11 protein-coding genes are annotated in these 14675 nt (G+C 64.2%); 8 read left to right on the forward strand and 3 right to left on the reverse strand.

Annotation, left to right across the window (positions count from 1 at the left end; translation table 11 throughout):
• Nucleotides 1-36: 36 nt before the first annotated feature.
• A complete protein-coding gene (locus IHE39_RS12405; protein ID WP_184774189.1) occupies nt 37-795 on the forward strand; it encodes a FadR/GntR family transcriptional regulator in 759 nt (252 codons plus the stop codon).
• Complete coding sequence (locus IHE39_RS12410) at nt 795-2492, forward strand: AMP-binding protein (RefSeq protein ID WP_192566664.1); 1698 nt, start codon at nt 795-797, stop codon at nt 2490-2492. The genes IHE39_RS12405 and IHE39_RS12410 overlap by 1 nt, the downstream gene beginning before the upstream one ends.
• Nucleotides 2493-2504: 12 nt before the next feature.
• Here the strand turns inward: IHE39_RS12410 and IHE39_RS12415 are convergent, their stop codons facing one another.
• Genes IHE39_RS12415 through IHE39_RS12425 form a run of 3 tightly spaced genes read right to left on the reverse strand, consistent with a single transcriptional unit; the run spans nt 2505 to nt 5106 of the window.
• The gene (locus tag IHE39_RS12415; protein WP_184774185.1) at nt 2505-3314 is read right to left on the reverse strand and encodes an enoyl-CoA hydratase/isomerase family protein; all 810 of its coding nucleotides are present in this window, start codon (nt 3312-3314) and stop codon (nt 2505-2507) included.
• 14 nt (nt 3315-3328) lie between these two features.
• Nucleotides 3329-4321, reverse strand: a complete 993-nt coding sequence (locus tag IHE39_RS12420; protein ID WP_192566665.1) for an MDR family oxidoreductase — start codon at nt 4319-4321, stop codon at nt 3329-3331.
• Nucleotides 4322-4356: 35 nt separating this feature from the next.
• Entirely contained in the window at nt 4357-5106 is a 750-nt protein-coding gene (locus tag IHE39_RS12425; protein ID WP_192566666.1) for a FadR/GntR family transcriptional regulator, read from the reverse strand.
• 142 nt (nt 5107-5248) lie between these two features.
• Here IHE39_RS12425 and IHE39_RS12430 point away from each other — a divergent pair, with 142 nt between their 5' ends.
• The 6 genes from IHE39_RS12430 to repC all read left to right on the forward strand — a co-directional run bounded on the left by IHE39_RS12430 (nt 5249) and on the right by repC (nt 14591).
• Entirely contained in the window at nt 5249-6652 is a 1404-nt protein-coding gene (locus IHE39_RS12430) for an FAD-binding oxidoreductase (protein ID WP_192566667.1), read from the forward strand.
• Between the two features lie 9 nt (nt 6653-6661).
• Nucleotides 6662-10144, forward strand: coding sequence for an indolepyruvate ferredoxin oxidoreductase family protein (locus tag IHE39_RS12435; RefSeq protein WP_192566668.1), 3483 nt, complete (start codon nt 6662-6664; stop codon nt 10142-10144).
• A gap of 65 nt (nt 10145-10209) precedes the next feature.
• Entirely contained in the window at nt 10210-10485 is a 276-nt protein-coding gene (locus IHE39_RS12440) for a WGR domain-containing protein (protein ID WP_343070087.1), read from the forward strand.
• A gap of 375 nt (nt 10486-10860) precedes the next feature.
• Nucleotides 10861-12054 carry a plasmid partitioning protein RepA gene (repA, locus tag IHE39_RS12445; protein WP_184774174.1) on the forward strand — a complete coding sequence of 398 codons (1194 nt, stop codon included), beginning with the start codon at nt 10861-10863 and terminating at the stop codon, nt 12052-12054.
• 11 nt (nt 12055-12065) lie between these two features.
• Nucleotides 12066-13121, forward strand: a complete 1056-nt coding sequence (gene repB / locus IHE39_RS12450) for a plasmid partitioning protein RepB (RefSeq protein ID WP_192566669.1) — start codon at nt 12066-12068, stop codon at nt 13119-13121.
• A 258-nt stretch (nt 13122-13379) separates the two neighbouring features.
• Nucleotides 13380-14591 (forward strand): plasmid replication protein RepC, encoded by a 1212-nt coding sequence (gene repC / locus IHE39_RS12455; RefSeq protein ID WP_192566670.1) that lies wholly within the window; start codon nt 13380-13382, stop codon nt 14589-14591.
• Nucleotides 14592-14675: the final 84 nt, after the last annotated feature.

The raw sequence follows: 14675 nt of genomic DNA on the forward strand, positions 1-14675 counted from the left end.
TAATAAGAAGCGGCCAACGAGGGAGAGCATAAGGGCATGGAGGACGCCAAGCAGGCAGTCCAGGCGACCAAGAGCCTGGCACATCAGATCGCGACTTCACTGCAGCAGGAGATCGTGCAGGGCACGCTCAGCGTCGAGGCGCGGCTGCCATCGGAAGCCGAGATCGCGCAGCGCTTCGGTGTCTCACAGCCGACGGTGCGAGAGGCGCTCAAGATTCTCGCGGCAAAGAAGCTGGTGCGTTCGAAGCGCGGCCCCAATGGCGGCGTCTTCGTCAATGCGCCATCGCTTACCGCAGCCAGCCAGATGCTGCAGGAAATGACGACATGGTTCGTCGGCCTCGGCGTCTTCGGGCTCAGCGAGATCGTGGAGGCGCGCCTGTTGCTCGGGCGCACCTGTGTCCAACTCGCCGCCGAGCGCGCGACCGCCGAAGATCTTGAAACGATCGAGGCGACGCTCGAGGCGTTCGAGCGCGACGACATCACCGACGAGGAGTTTTGCCGGCTCGACGTCGCCTTCCACCACGCCATCGCCCAGGCGACTGGCAACAACGAGTTGCGCTTCATCATGCTTGTCGTCAACGACTCGCTGATCCCGGCAACCAACATGATTTCCTTCCGCTTCCGCGAACGTGGCCGTGTCGTTTCGCTGCACGCCGACATCCTGGAAGCGTTGCGTGTCCGCGACGCCGCAGCAGCGACCGCTGCCTTCGAGGAACTCATCGCCTATCAGTCCAGCGTCTACGAAAAGGCCCTGTCGGCGCGCCAGGATGCCGCCGCCCAGCGGCAGGAAGCCTGATGAGCCAACTCGTGGCGCCCGGGCAGAAGCTGATCGAAGAGCAGCTGCCGGATGGACGCCGCGTCTATCGCAGCGCAATCCCCCTGCTTGGCGATCTGCCCGACATCTTTGCACGGCTCGTCACATGGGCGGCCGAGCAACCGGACAAGGTGCTGCTGTCCGAGCCCGGCGAAGGCGCCAGGCGCTCGATCAGCTACAGTGAAGCACTTTGCCGTTCCCGCACTATGCGACAGCGTCTGGCGGGGCTCTGCGGCCTGCGCAAGGGCGATTGCGTGGCGACTTTGGCTCCTGCGGGCATCGATGCGCTGGTGCTCAAGCTCGCTTGCCTTTCCGGGGGTTTCGTCCATGCCGCTCTTCCACCATTTCCGTTCCGCGACGGCGTCGAGAGCGAAACCACGAAGCCATTTGTCGAAAACGCCAAGCCCCGACTGATCGTGGCACCGCCCGGCCACCCGGCCATCGAAGGCATGGATGCCGTATCGCTCGATGAACTCGCACGCGACGGCACCGACGGAACGGCGCCCGAGGCGGACGAGCAGGCTTCGCCCGACGACTGGGCGGCGATTTTCTTCACCTCCGGAAGCACTGGGGCACCGAAGGGCGTTCCGATCACACGCGGCATGATCTCGTCCAATCAGGGCGCCATCGCCGCGATGTGGCCGTTCGTTGCTGAAACCCCGCCCGTGCTCGTCGACTGGTTGCCCTGGCATCACGTTTTCGGCGGGCTCGACAACATCTTCAAGGTGATCTGGAACGGTGGCGCGATGCATGTCGACGCGGCACCCGGATCCGCGACGATAGAGGCAACGGCGAAGCTGATGGCCGAGGTTGCCCCCACCATGCACATCGCCGTGCCGCTCGGGCTCAAGCTCCTGCTCGATCGGCTGGAAATGGATGAAGACGGCGCCCGTGCGCTGACGCGAAAGCTGCGCGCCATCTTCTTTGCCGGCGCCGGCATCGACGCCGAACTGTGGCGCCGCCTCGCTGCATTCCGCGACAGCCATGGCGATTTCCAGATCCTGTCGGGTTACGGCGCAACGGAAGCTGCCTCGACGATCACGCTGTCGCCCGCGCCGCTGGAACGTCCGGGCGAGCTCGGCCATCCCCTGCCCGGTCATAGCGTGGCGCTGGCCGATGTCGATGGTCGCAGCGAGCTGCGTGTTTCGGGACCCAACATCGCGCCCTGTTACCTCATCGGGGGTCGTAGGGTCGAACTGCCGATGGACGAGCACGGCTTCTACCGCACCGGTGACGCGGCCGTGCTGCGCCAGCGGTTGGATGGTGTTGCCGTGTTCGGCTTTGATGGCCGTCTTGCCGAGGACTTCAAATTGTCGAGCGGGGTCAAGGTGCGCACCGGGCCGCTGCGCGCAGGCCTTTTGGCGCAATGCGCGCCGCTCGCCGACGACATCGTCATTTCAGGCGAGAACTGCGATCGGTTGGTGGCCCTGGTCTTTCCCTCGGCGGTAGGCAAAGCTCGTCTCGAAGAGATCGGCGCGCGCATCGCCGGTTGGAATGCCGCCAATCCCTCTGGTTCGACGGTGATTGCCCGGTTCGATTTCGCGGCTGCTCCCGCGGACCGCGCCAAAGGCGAGTTGTCGGACAAGGGGCAGATCGTGCAGTCGCGTTACTTGCGCAACCATGCCAATCTGTTCGAGGCATTGCAGGTGGGCGGCGGTCAGGCACCCAAGGGTGCCTGACGCATTTCGAATTCAGTCGAGGTCGCGGAACGGCTTCTCGCGGATGTCGAGGAATTCCTTCAGCGAGTGGTCCTTGAGCAGCCGCATCCAGTGGCGTCCCTCTTCCGAGGCATGCAGGATCGCAGTGGTTTCGCGATTGTAAGTCCAGGAGCTCTCGAGACCGGCGGTCTGCTGCTGGTGGTTGAGTGCTGCCTTGGCGAACTTGATCGCCGCACCCGGCATGCGGGCGCATTTGCGTGCCAGCTTCTCAGCTTCCGCCTTCAGCTGGGCGCGTGGGACCGCCTTGTTGACGAGATGGATGCGTGCTGCCTCACGGCCGTCGATCAGATCGCCGGTATACATCAGGTGACGGGCATGGATCATCGGCACTGTCCACGGCAGCATCAGCGTCGGCGGCGCCGAGACGTGGCGCACTTCCGGCTCGCCCAGCATCGCGTCCTCGGCGGCGATCGTCATGTCGCAGCACATCATCAGCTCCAGCCCGCCGGCGAGCGCATAACCGTTGACGGCGGCGATGATCGGGATCGGGGCTTCGCGAATGAGCTTCATGCGGCGCATGTTGGCGCCGATGTCCTCGCGCCAGGCTTCCGCATCCATCTCGAAGTCCTCGCCGCCGAGATCGAAGCCGGCGGTGAATGCGCGCCCGGCACCGGTGATGATGATCGCGCGGATCTCGGGATCCTTGACCGCCCGCACAATCGCCGCCTCGAGCGCATCGCCGAGCTCCTGGTTCATGGCGTTCATCTTGTCGGGGCGGTTGAGCGTCAGGGTGACGAACGCGTCTTCGGCGTCCTTCTCCCACAATACGACTTCGCTGCTCATGGTCTTCCCTCCCCTCAGGCGATTTCGATGACGACGCGGCCGCGGATCTGGCCGGCGACGATGCGCTTGGCGAGGTCAGGCAGCTCGCTCATTTTGTGGGTCTCGGTCATGGCCACAAGCTTGGCGCGGTCGAGATGCTCGGCGAGCGTGCGCCAGGCCCGTTCCCGCTTTGCCTGCGGCGCGAAAACGGAATCGACACCGATCAGGGTCACGCTGCGCAGGATATGCGGCATTACGGTGCCTGGCAGGTCGTGGCCTCCGGCCAGCCCACAGGCGGCGACCGCGCCGCCATAGACGGTCTGCGCCAGCGCATTGGCAAGGGTCGTCGAGCCGACGCTATCGACGGCACCGCTCCAGCGCTCCTTCTGCAGCGGCCTGACCTCGGCGGCGAGTTCGGCGCGGTCGAGGAAGGAGGTCGCGCCCAGCGAGCGGAGATAGTCGTGCGTCTCGGCGCGGCCAGTCGAAGCGACGACGGCATAACCCTTGGAAGACAGCAGGCTGACGGCGGTGGAGCCGACGCCGCCGGCAGCACCCGTCACCAGCACTTCGCCCTTGCCGGGCTGAATCTTGCCCCAGTCTTCGAGCGCGTCGACGCAAAGGGCGGCGGTGTAGCCCGCCGTGCCGATCGCCATCGCCTGTTCCATGGAAAACGCATCCGGCAGGCGGATCAGCCATTCCGGCTTCAGCCGTTGGAAACGGGTGTAGGCGCCCCACTCCGTCTCGGACATGCCCCAGCCATTGGCTACGACCTTGTCGCCCGCTTTCCATGCCGGCGAACGCGACTCAACGACTGTGCCTGCGATGTCGATGCCGGCGACCATCGGCAGGCGGCGCGCGATGCGGCCCTTGCCCGAGATGGCGAGGCCGTCCTTGTAATTGAGGCTCGAATAGGCGACCTCGACCAGCACGTCGTTGTCTGGCAGGTCGGCCCTGGTGATCTCGCGGAAGCCGGCGCGCGGCTTGCCGTCGACATCTTCCAGCATCAACGCCGTAAAAGTCTCGCTCATGAAAATCTCCAGGAAGTCATGGGGTAATCTCCGGCCTAGCCGCGCTTGGCCTCGCGTTCGGCGCGCCGCGCAAGGCTGAGCGCATAACTGTCGCGAACATAGGCCAACAGCTCCGACAGCACAGTTGTGGCATCACTTGCGCTGCGCGCCTCGATAGCGGCCGCCAGCCTGTCGTGGAAATCGGCGACGGTGCTGCGCTCGCGTACATGCGAAACGATCATGTTGGTGATCGGCATGAACGCCTCGACCACCGTGTACATCATCAGGCTGAGCGGGCCATTGCCTGCCGCCTGCACCACAGCGCGATGGAAGCGCACGTCGGAGGCGCAAAAATCCTCGTCGCTGAGCAGATTGGAACGCTGCAGCGCGATCTCGGCGCGCATTGCGGCAAGGTCCTTGTCGCTGCGGCGTTCGCAGGCGAGCCGGCAGCAGATGGCTTCGGTCTCCAGCCGCGCGCCGATGATCTCGTCGATGTCGAAGGCGCCAACGCCGACCAGCAATGTTGCCGCCCCCGTGATCGCCGACGACAGGCCTTCGGGGTCAGGGCGGCTGACGAAGGTGCCGCCGGTCGGGCCGCGCTGCGAGCGGATCAGGTTCTGTGCCGCCAGTCGCTTCAGCGCCTCACGCACGGTCGGCCGCGAGATGCCGAAACTCTTGGCAAGGTCTTCTTCGGTCGGCAGGCGTTCGTCGATCTGCAGGCGGCCGTCAAGGATGGCGGCGCGGATCTTGTCGGCGACCTGCCGGGCAACGCCGGTGCGCACCACATCCTGATATTCGATCGGCATTCGCCCTCCGTCGGTGCGGCCGCATCGGCCTGCATCCGTTTCAATAAGGGATAAACAATATAGGTTTGACAAATATTGCAAGCGAAATAAGCTTGGCCGAGACAGCGCCCGGAAAAGGCTTCCTCCGGGCCATCCAGGCATCATGGCGCGACCGATCGACCAGGTTCTTTCCACGCTTCAGACACGGCTCGACAAGGCCGCGGTCCTGACAGGCGATGCCATCGATCCACGCTACAGCGACGACCTTTCGGGCGAGCCGGGTGCCCGGCCGGAACTCGTGCTGCGTCCACGCAGCACGGACGAGGTGGCCGAGATACTGAAGGCCTGCCACGCGGCCCGCTTGCCGCTGGTCGTCCAGGGCGGCCGCACCGGGCTTTCAGGCGGGGCGAGGGTGCTTGCGGATGAGGCTGTGCTTTCACTCGAGCGCATGGCAGTCGCGCAAGAGGTCGAGCCGACCGCCGGCACAATCATCGCCGAGGCCGGCGTTCCCTTGCAAGTTGTTCAGGAAAAGGCCGATGCGGCTGGGCTGGTCTTCGGCGTCGACATCGGTGCGCGCGGCACCGCTACCATCGGCGGCAACATCGCCACCAACGCTGGTGGCATCCGCGTTTTGCGCTACGGCAATTTTCGCGCCCAGGTGCTGGGGCTGGAAGCGGTACTTGCCGACGGCAGCGTGCTGTCTTCGCTCAAGGGCCTCGCCAAGGACAATTCCGGCTACGACCTCAGCCAGCTTTTCATCGGCAGCGAAGGCACGCTCGGCGTCGTCACCCGAGCCTGCTTGAAGCTTCATCCCAGGCCGATAACCCAGTCCGCCGCCTTCTGCTCGCTGCCCTCGCTTGAAGCCGCCTTTGGCCTGCTCAAATTCCTGCGCGGCCGCCTCGGCAACCTGCTCTCCGGCTTCGAGGTCATCCTCGCGCCACTGATCGGCGACATGGTCGCGGTGCTCGGCCTGACTGCGCCTGTGGCGCTTTCGTCGCCTGTCTACGTGCTGACCGACATTCAGGGCATGATGCCTGGTGCCGATGAGGAAGCGTTCACTGAAGCATTGGCGCAGGCGATCGAGGACGGGCTGGTCGAGGACGTCGTGGTTTCGCAGTCGGAACGCGAGTTCCAGGCGCTGTGGACGTTGCGCGATGACTGCAACCGTTTTCTGTTCGCCGAGGGTGCGATGCTCAGCCTCGATGTCAGTCTGCCGCTGCCGCGCATGGGCGAATTCCTCGACATGGCGAGAGCAGCCCAAAGTCGAGCCGACCCGGCAGCGCAGGACTACGTCTTTGGCCACCTCGGCGACGGCAACCTGCATTATGTCGTGCGCACCGACAGGCCGCACGAAGTCGCCAAGGCGGTGTTTGACTGTGTCGCCATATCAGGTGGCTCGATCTCGGCGGAACACGGCATCGGCCTCGACAAGAAGGCCTATCTGCACCTGACGCGGGATGCGGCCGAGCTGGCTGCGATGCGGCGGCTCAAGGCCGCGCTCGACCCCGGCAACATCCTCAATCCCGGCCGCATCTTTGACATGCCGCCTGCCCCGCTCAACGTTTGAGATTTCGTCATGACCGCAGTCCAGTCTTCCGAAAATGGTGCCCAGAAGGTCGACATGCCCTCAGCTCTCGACGAGCGCTACACGCTTGAACGCGGTCGCATCCTTGTGTCGGGCACGCAGGCGCTGGTGCGCCTGCCGATGGTCCAGCGCCAGCGCGACCTGGCTGCAGGGCTCAATACGGCGGGCTACGTTTCCGGCTATCGGGGATCTCCCTTAGCCGGCTTCGATCGCGAAATGGCCAGCGCCAAGAAATATCTCAAGGCGAGCCATATCGTCTTCCAGCCCGGTCTCAACGAGGACATGGCGGCGACCGCCGTGTGGGGCACGCAGCAGACCGGCATGTTCCCCGGCGCGCGTTATGATGGCGTGTTTTCGATGTGGTACGGCAAGGGCCCGGGCGTCGACCGCACCATGGATGTCATCCGCCATGCCAATGCCGTAGGCACCAGCGAGCATGGTGGCGTGCTGCTGCTCGTCGGCGACGACCATGGCGCTGTGTCCTCCACCTTGCCCCATCAGAGCGAGCACAATCTAATTTCGGCCATGGTGCCGCTGCTGTCGCCGGCGGGTGTCGGCGAGTATATCGACTACGGACTGCTCGGCTGGGCGATGAGCCGCTATTCAGGCGCCTGGGTCGGCTTCAAGTGCCAGACCGAAATCGTCGAATGCTCGGCGACCGTCGATCTCGATCCAGGCCGACTGGAGATCGTCACCCCTGCCCTGCCGCTTCCGGCGGATGGCCTGTCGATGCGCTGGCCCGACGGGCAGCAGGCGATGGAGCGTCGGCTCGAAACCAAGCTCGCCGCTGTGCTGGCCTTCGCCCGCGCCAATCGCCTCGACCGCCAGGTCTGGCCCTCCCCTACAGCCCGGCTCGGCATTGTCTCGACCGGCAAGTCCTGGCTCGACCTCAAGGGCGCGTTATCGCTGCTCGGTGTCGACGAGGGACGCGCGGCCGAGCTCGGCATCCGCCTCTACAAAGTCGGAATGGTCTGGCCGCTGGAGCCGGAGGGTCTGCGTGAGTTCGCCGACGGGCTGGAGCAGGTCCTCGTCGTCGAGGAGAAGCGTCCCGTCATCGAAGAGCAGATCAAGTCGCTTCTGTTCAACCTGCCGGGCGATCGCCGCCCGCAGGTGTTCGGCAAGGTCGGCCCGGATGGGGCCCCTCTCCTGCCCTCGATCGGCGAGATTGGCGCGCTTTCGGTGGCCCACGCCATCTTGCAATGGCTAGGTACCAACGATCCGGATCTCGCCGCCCGCGCTGTACAGCTGTCAACTGTCGGGGCCCCCTCCGCTGCCGTGCCGGGCCTGCTCAACCGCGAGCCCTATTTCTGCTCGGGTTGTCCGCACTCGACATCGACTGTCGTGCCCAAGGGCAGCCGCGCCTCGACCGGCATCGGTTGCCACATGATGGTGATCGGCATGGAGCGCGACACCTCGACCTTCACCCAGATGGGCGGCGAAGGCGGCTCGTGGATCGGCCTGTCGCCCTTCACCGACGAGAAGCACATCTTCGTCAACATGGGCGACGGCACCTATTTCCATTCCGGGCTGCTGGCCATCCGCGCCGGCATCGCTGCGAAGGTCAACGCCACTTACAAGATCCTCTACAACGACGCGGTCGCCATGACCGGCGGTCAGCGCCATGATGGCGAGCTGTCGGTGCCGTCGATCGTCGGCCAGATGCTGGCCGAGGGCGCCAAGCGGGTTGTCGTCGTCTCCGAACGTCCTCACCTGCTGGCCGGCCAGCTTCCGCGTTCAGTTGTTGTGCGCCACCGCGACGAACTCGATCAGGTGCAACGCGAGCTGCGCGAGGTCGAGGGTGTTACGGTGCTGGTCTACGATCAGGTCTGCGCCGCCGAGAAACGCCGTCGCCGCAAGCGCGGCACCTACCCTGTCTCGCCCAAGCGCGCCTTCATCAACGAACTGGTCTGCGAAGGTTGCGGTGATTGCTCGGCTGTCTCGAATTGCATCTCCATCGAACCGCGCGAGACCGAGTTTGGCCGCAAGCGCACCATCAACCAGTCGAGCTGCAACACCGATCTTTCCTGCATCAAGGGCTTTTGCCCGAGCTTCGTCACTGTCGAAGGCGGGCAACTGCGCAAGCCACAGGCCAAGGCTGCCGCCGGCGTCGATGCCGGCCTTGCCGAACCCAGCCGCCCCATTCTGGGCAATGGGCCCTACAGCGTGCTCCTAACCGGCATCGGGGGAACCGGCGTCATCACCGTCAGCGCCATCCTTTCGCAAGCGGCCCATCTCGACGGCCTGTCGCTGCTAACACTCGACCAAACCGGCCTCGCGCAGAAGAACGGGGCGGTGGTTTCGCATATCCGCCTGGCGCGTCAGCCCGAGTTGCTCAATGCCGCCCGCATTGGGCCGGGCGAGGCCGACCTGGTACTCGGCTTCGATCTCGTTGTCGCCGCCTCGCAGAACGCCATCGCCACCTTCGGCAAGGGGCGCACCAAGGCCGTGGTCGACGACCACTTCGCCCCGACCGCCTCCTTCGTCAAGGATACGACGATGGATTTCCGCGAAGGTGCCACGCTGCAGCGGTTGCGCAATGCCGGTGGCGAGGGCGCGCTCACGACCCTTCCGGCCATGAAGCTCGCAACGGCGCTGTTCGGCGACGCGATTGCCGCCAACATGTTCCTGCTCGGCCACGCCTGGCAAAAGGGCATGGTGCCGCTCAGTCGCGCTTCGATCGAAAAGGCCATCGACCTCAACGGCGCCGGCGTCGCCATGAACCGCGCTGCCTTTGCCTGGGGCCGGCGCTCGGCCGAAGACATGAATTTTGTCAGCCGGCAGGCTGGCACGTTGCCGGCTGCGCCAGAATTCATGTCGCTCGACGAGATTGTCGCGCACCGGGTGGCATTCCTTACGAGCTACCAGAACGCCGGATATGCTGAGCGATATCGTGCGTTGGTCGACAAGGCCCGGCAGGCCGAGGCGAGGGTGGCTTCGGGACAGGAAGTTTTCGCTGCCGCCGTCGCCAGGACTGCATTCAAGCTCATGGCGTACAAGGACGAGTACGAGGTGGCGCGGCTGCATCGCGATCCGGTCTTTCGGCAGAAGCTCGCCGCGCAGTTCGAAGGCGATTTCAAGCTGCAGTACAATCTGGCGCCGCCGATGCTGACGCGCACCGATGCGCGCACAGGCCATCCTGCCAAGATCGCCATCGGCAGCCGCTGGATCGAACCTGCCTTCGCGGTGCTTGCACGCCTCAGAGGCCTGCGCGGCACGCGTTTCGATCCGTTCGGCCGCACTGCTGAACGCAAGATGGAGCGGAGGCTGGTGGCGGAATACTTCACGCTGGTCGAAGAGCTTGTCGTTCGCCTATCGGTATCGAACCTGGCGACGGCCACAGAACTTGCCGGATTGGCCGAGACCGTCCGCGGCTATGGCCATGTGAAACTCGCGGCTGTGGGGCGGTACGAGCAGCGCAAGTCCGAACTGCTCGCGGCCTTTGGCCATGCAGCATCTGTGGGGCAGGCGGCCTGAAGGTCGTAGTCCCATCAATGCGCTGAATCGGAGACGGCTGATCGATTCAGGAGTTTCATTGGACGGTGGAATCGCTGCACGCGATTCTGCCGGCCATGCAAAAGCCGAGCCCCATCCTGCACCTCCAGCGTCGTGATCCGAGCCGAAATATGGCCCGGTTCTACTGCCTATCACTGGAAAGCTCGCTGTTCGGTGACGCGGTGCTGGTGCGGGAGTGGGGGCGTATTGGCACGTTGGGCAGGAGGCGGCTCGACCTGTACGCTACTGCCGCCCAGGCGCAGGATGCTCTGCGCCGTCTGGCGGCTTCCAAGGTCCGCCGCGGCTACAGTTCTGTCGGTTGACAGCTGTCAACGAGCTGGTGACAGGTCCGAAACGACCGCTGTCGTGTGCCGTTTCGCTTCCGTCACAATGGTTAATTTCCGTTAACTATAAACAAGTTGACTCGACTCGCCCTCTCCAGCACCCTTGTTACGGTAAATGGTCGTAATTCGATGCGTCCAGCGTAACCGCCTCAGCAATCCGTTATCCACGCTCCATCACGTTAAAATGTGTGAAGGCGTAACCCGGATTCGGATTCCGCAGCGAATCGGCGCATAAATCTTAACGAAGCCTGACGGTGCGTCGCTCATGCGGCTGCCGGACGGCGAGAGGGGACTAAAGACTTGGTTGGGGCAGTTCAAGCACGGGCGGAAAACGCGAGCGAAGAGGCCGAGGTCATGGCGACTGATCGTGCCATTGCGCGCGACGCCGAGATGTTGTCGGCGCAATTGCAGGCGATGCGCGACCGGCTGTTTTCGCCGACTTCGAAAAAGGCCTTGCGCAAGTTCTCAAGCGGTGAAGCGGCGCGTCTGATCGGCGTTACCGACGGCTATCTGCGCCAGCTCTCCATAGCAGGTGAGGGGCCGCAGCCGGAGACCGGGGCAGGGGGGCGCCGCTATTACGCGCTCGACGACATTAACGGGTTACGCCGGCATCTCGCCGAGCAGAACCCGACCAAGGCGCGTCACTATCTGCCGCGCCGCGATGCCGGGCGCGGTGAGCACTTGCAGGTCATTGCCGTCACCAACTTCAAGGGCGGTTCGGGCAAGACCACGACCAGCACCCATCTCGCCCAGCATCTGGCACTCGCCGGCTATCGCGTGCTCGCCATCGACCTCGATCCCCAGGCGTCGATGTCGGCGCTGTTTGGCTATCAGCCCGAACTCGACCTCAACGGCAACGACACGCTGTACGGTGCGATCCGCTATGACGAGGAGCGCCGGCCGCTCTCTGAGATCATCCGCCGGACCTATTTCGACGGGCTTGACTTCGTGCCTGGCAATCTCGAACTGCAGGAGTTCGAGCACACCACGCCGCAGATGCTGGCGGCGCGCCAGGCTGGCGACAGCAAGGCGATGTTCTTTGCCCGCGTCCAGGCAGCGCTGCAGAGTGTTGCCGACGACTACGACGTCGTTGTCATGGACTGCCCGCCACAGCTCGGCTTCCTGACCCTGTCGGCGCTGTGTGCCGCGACCTCGGTGCTGGTGACCATTCACCCGCAGATGCTCGACGTCGCCTCGATGAGCCAGTTCCTGTTCATGACCGCCGATCTGCTGTCGGTGGTGCGCGAGGCGGGCGGCGAACTGAATTTCGATTTCATGCGCTACCTGATCACCCGCTACGAGCCCAACGACGGACCGCAGACGCAGATCGTTGGTTTCTTGCGCTCGTTGTTTGGCGATCGCGTGCTGACCGCGCCTCTGGTCAAGTCGACGGCGTTCTCCGATGCCGGCCTGACCAAGCAGACACTTTACGAAGTGTCGCGCGAGAGCTTCAGCCGCGCCACCTATGACCGCGCGATGGAATCGTTGACAGCTGTCAACGGCGAGATCGAGGCCCTGATGCTCAAGGCCTGGAATCGGGCGGCGTGAGGGAGGCTGGCATGGCATTGAACCGCAAGGACCAGCTCAAGGCGTTGTTCGGCACTGTCGAGACCGCGCCGGTATCCGCAACCCCGACCGAGACTGCGCCGGAAACCAAGTCGGCCGAGCCGGAAGCGGCGCGTCCGCGCAGCGCCTCGGGCGCCGTCAAGGCGATGGGGCTGTCGCTAGGTGGGCTGTCCAAGGAGATTGAGGAAGCGCGCAGGCTGAAGGAGAGCCTGGACGCCGCCGAACGCGTGACCCAGGTGGACACGACGCTGGTCGAGGCGTCGTTCGTTGCCGACCGGCTCGACCATGGTGCCCAGGATCCGGATTTCGAGGCGCTGGTCAGCAGCATTGAGACGTCGGGCCAGCAGGTTCCCGTGCTGCTCAGGCCGCATCCCGACAAGCCGGGGCGCTACCAGACGGCCTATGGCCACCGCCGCGTGCGCGCAGCGGGTAAGCTTGGCGTTCCTGTCCTGGCTATCGTGCGGCCGTTGTCCGATGTCGAGCTGGTGCTTGCCCAAGGCAAGGAAAACAGCGAGCGGCGCGATCTCTCCTTCATCGAGCGTGCGTTGTTCGCGCATGAACTGATCGGACGCGGCTTCGAGCGCAGCATCGTCCAGGACGCGTTGTCGCTGCACAAGGCCGAGATGACGCGCTTTCTCCAGGTCGCCGACGCAGTGCCCGAGCAAATCGTGCGCGCCATCGGTGCCGCACCCAAGGTCGGTCGGCCGCGCTGGATGGCGCTTGCAGAGCTGCTGAAGAGTGAGGCGGCACGCGTCAAGGCGGACGACGAGATCACCAGCCAGCGTTTCCGCGCTGCTGCAAGCGACGAACGCTTCAACCTGCTGTTCACGCGGCTGCAGCGCAGGGGCGAGCCTGTTGTTGGCGGCGCGCGCGAAATCCGTGACGGCAAGGGCAGGGCAGTGGCGCATTTGACTGTCGCCAAGGGCAAGGCCCGGGTCGATTTTGTCGAAAAAATTGCCGACGGCTTCGAGGATTTCCTCGGTGAGGAACTGCCCAGGCTGTTGGAGAGGTTCGAACAGGAGCGCGGCCAAGCGGCTGGGCAAGACTAGATTTGTCCACCGCCCGCGAGACCGGCGCATCCTTCATGGCAGCGCCGTCAGCGGACGGGGAGCGTAAGGCGTCCGTGCCAATGTGTAGAGGACTGGAACTAGAAGGATAACCGGCAAGAAAAAGGCCCCCGAAACGTCGCCATTCCGGAAGCCCTCATCAATGTAGCAATTGTGAGAGAATCATTTCCGGGCCGACTTGTCAACCACTGGACGCGTTCCGGAACGCCTTTGGCTTGCCTCCAAGTGAGGTGAACGAGGATGATCGAGCATATTTCGACGACGCCCTTTGGGCGGCGATCGCTATCGCTTGCCATGGTGGCAGGTCAGATGGCGGCCGACAGCTGCGCGCCTGGCGCCAGTACCAATAAATGGCAGGTGTTTCGTGCCGTCTGCGAGGCCAAGGGATTGCTTGGCGCCAGCGATCGCGCGCTTGCCGTACTCAACGCTTTGCTGAGCTTTCATCCCGACACGGATCTCGTGGAAGGGGAGGGGCTTGTGGTGTTTCCTTCCAATACCCAGCTGGCGCTCAGGGCGCATGGCATGGCGCCGGCGACGCTCAGGCGGCATCTCGCTGTGCTTGTCGACTGTGGCCTGGTGGTGCGCCGCGACAGCCCCAATGGCAAGCGCTACGCCCGCAAAGGCTATGACGGGGCGATCGAGCAGGCCTTTGGCTTCGATCTGACGCCGCTTCTGGCCCGGGCAAAAGAGTTTGAGCGGCTGGCAGAGGCAGTCAGGTCTGAACGGCGGGCACTGTTGCTGGTACGCGAGCGCATTACCATCCTGCGCCGTGACATTGCCAAGATGATCGCCTTCGGCCTTGAAGAGGGCATAGCAGCCGACTGGCAGCGCCTGCATCTCGAATATCGCGAGATCACGGCCACGATTCCACGCACGGCGAGCCGCCTTGAGCTTGAGCCGATTGCCAAAGATCTCGCCCTGCTTGCCCAGGAGGTGCGCAAGACGCTGGAAAGTCACGTTAAAACTGAAGAAACAAGCGCCAATGAGTCTCATTTCGAGCGTCACATACAGAATTCAAATACACACCCTCATGAATTTGAACCCGGCCTCGAAAAAGGCCAAGGGACGGCCGCTGCGGTGAAACTGGAGGCGAAGAGCCAGCCACCAACGGGTTATCCGCTTGGCATGGTGCTGCGCGCTTGCCCTGACATTGCCGATTACGCACGAAACGGTATTTCGGGCTGGGCGGATCTGGTTGAAACGGCAAATCTGGTGCGCGGCGCGCTCGGCGTCAGTCCGGATGCCTGGAACCAGGCCTGTGAAGCGATGGGGGCGGTGGATGCCGCGATCATGGTGGCGGCGATGCTGCAGAAGGGCGAAGCGATTTCCAGCCCGGGTGGCTATCTGCGCAGCCTGACAGCCAAGGCCTGTGCCGGCGAATTCTCGATCGGTCCGGTGCTGATGGCGCTGCTGCGTGGTCGGGGAGGGGCTGCGCAGACGAGGGCTGGGTGACATCCGGGCCGCTTTGCCGAGTTGATTGAACTTGAATTGAGCGCATAATGTGCACATATTGAACGCATGGATATCAAAGTAAGT

Origin of the sequence: Aminobacter carboxidus (assembly GCF_014863355.1) — a bacterium.
Classification (GTDB): Bacteria; Pseudomonadota; Alphaproteobacteria; order Rhizobiales; family Rhizobiaceae; genus Aminobacter; species Aminobacter carboxidus.

Coding starts and splice junctions, on each gene's coding strand:
- IHE39_RS12405 (WP_184774189.1), top strand. CDS start 37: ATGGAGGACGCCAAGCAGGCAGTCCAGGCGACCAAGAGCCTGGCACAT.
- IHE39_RS12410 (WP_192566664.1), top strand. CDS start 795: ATGAGCCAACTCGTGGCGCCCGGGCAGAAGCTGATCGAAGAGCAGCTG.
- IHE39_RS12415 (WP_184774185.1), bottom strand. CDS start 3,314: ATGAGCAGCGAAGTCGTATTGTGGGAGAAGGACGCCGAAGACGCGTTC.
- IHE39_RS12420 (WP_192566665.1), bottom strand. CDS start 4,321: ATGAGCGAGACTTTTACGGCGTTGATGCTGGAAGATGTCGACGGCAAG.
- IHE39_RS12425 (WP_192566666.1), bottom strand. CDS start 5,106: ATGCCGATCGAATATCAGGATGTGGTGCGCACCGGCGTTGCCCGGCAG.
- IHE39_RS12430 (WP_192566667.1), top strand. CDS start 5,249: ATGGCGCGACCGATCGACCAGGTTCTTTCCACGCTTCAGACACGGCTC.
- IHE39_RS12435 (WP_192566668.1), top strand. CDS start 6,662: ATGACCGCAGTCCAGTCTTCCGAAAATGGTGCCCAGAAGGTCGACATG.
- repA (WP_184774174.1), top strand. CDS start 10,861: ATGGCGACTGATCGTGCCATTGCGCGCGACGCCGAGATGTTGTCGGCG.
- repB (WP_192566669.1), top strand. CDS start 12,066: ATGGCATTGAACCGCAAGGACCAGCTCAAGGCGTTGTTCGGCACTGTC.
- repC (WP_192566670.1), top strand. CDS start 13,380: ATGATCGAGCATATTTCGACGACGCCCTTTGGGCGGCGATCGCTATCG.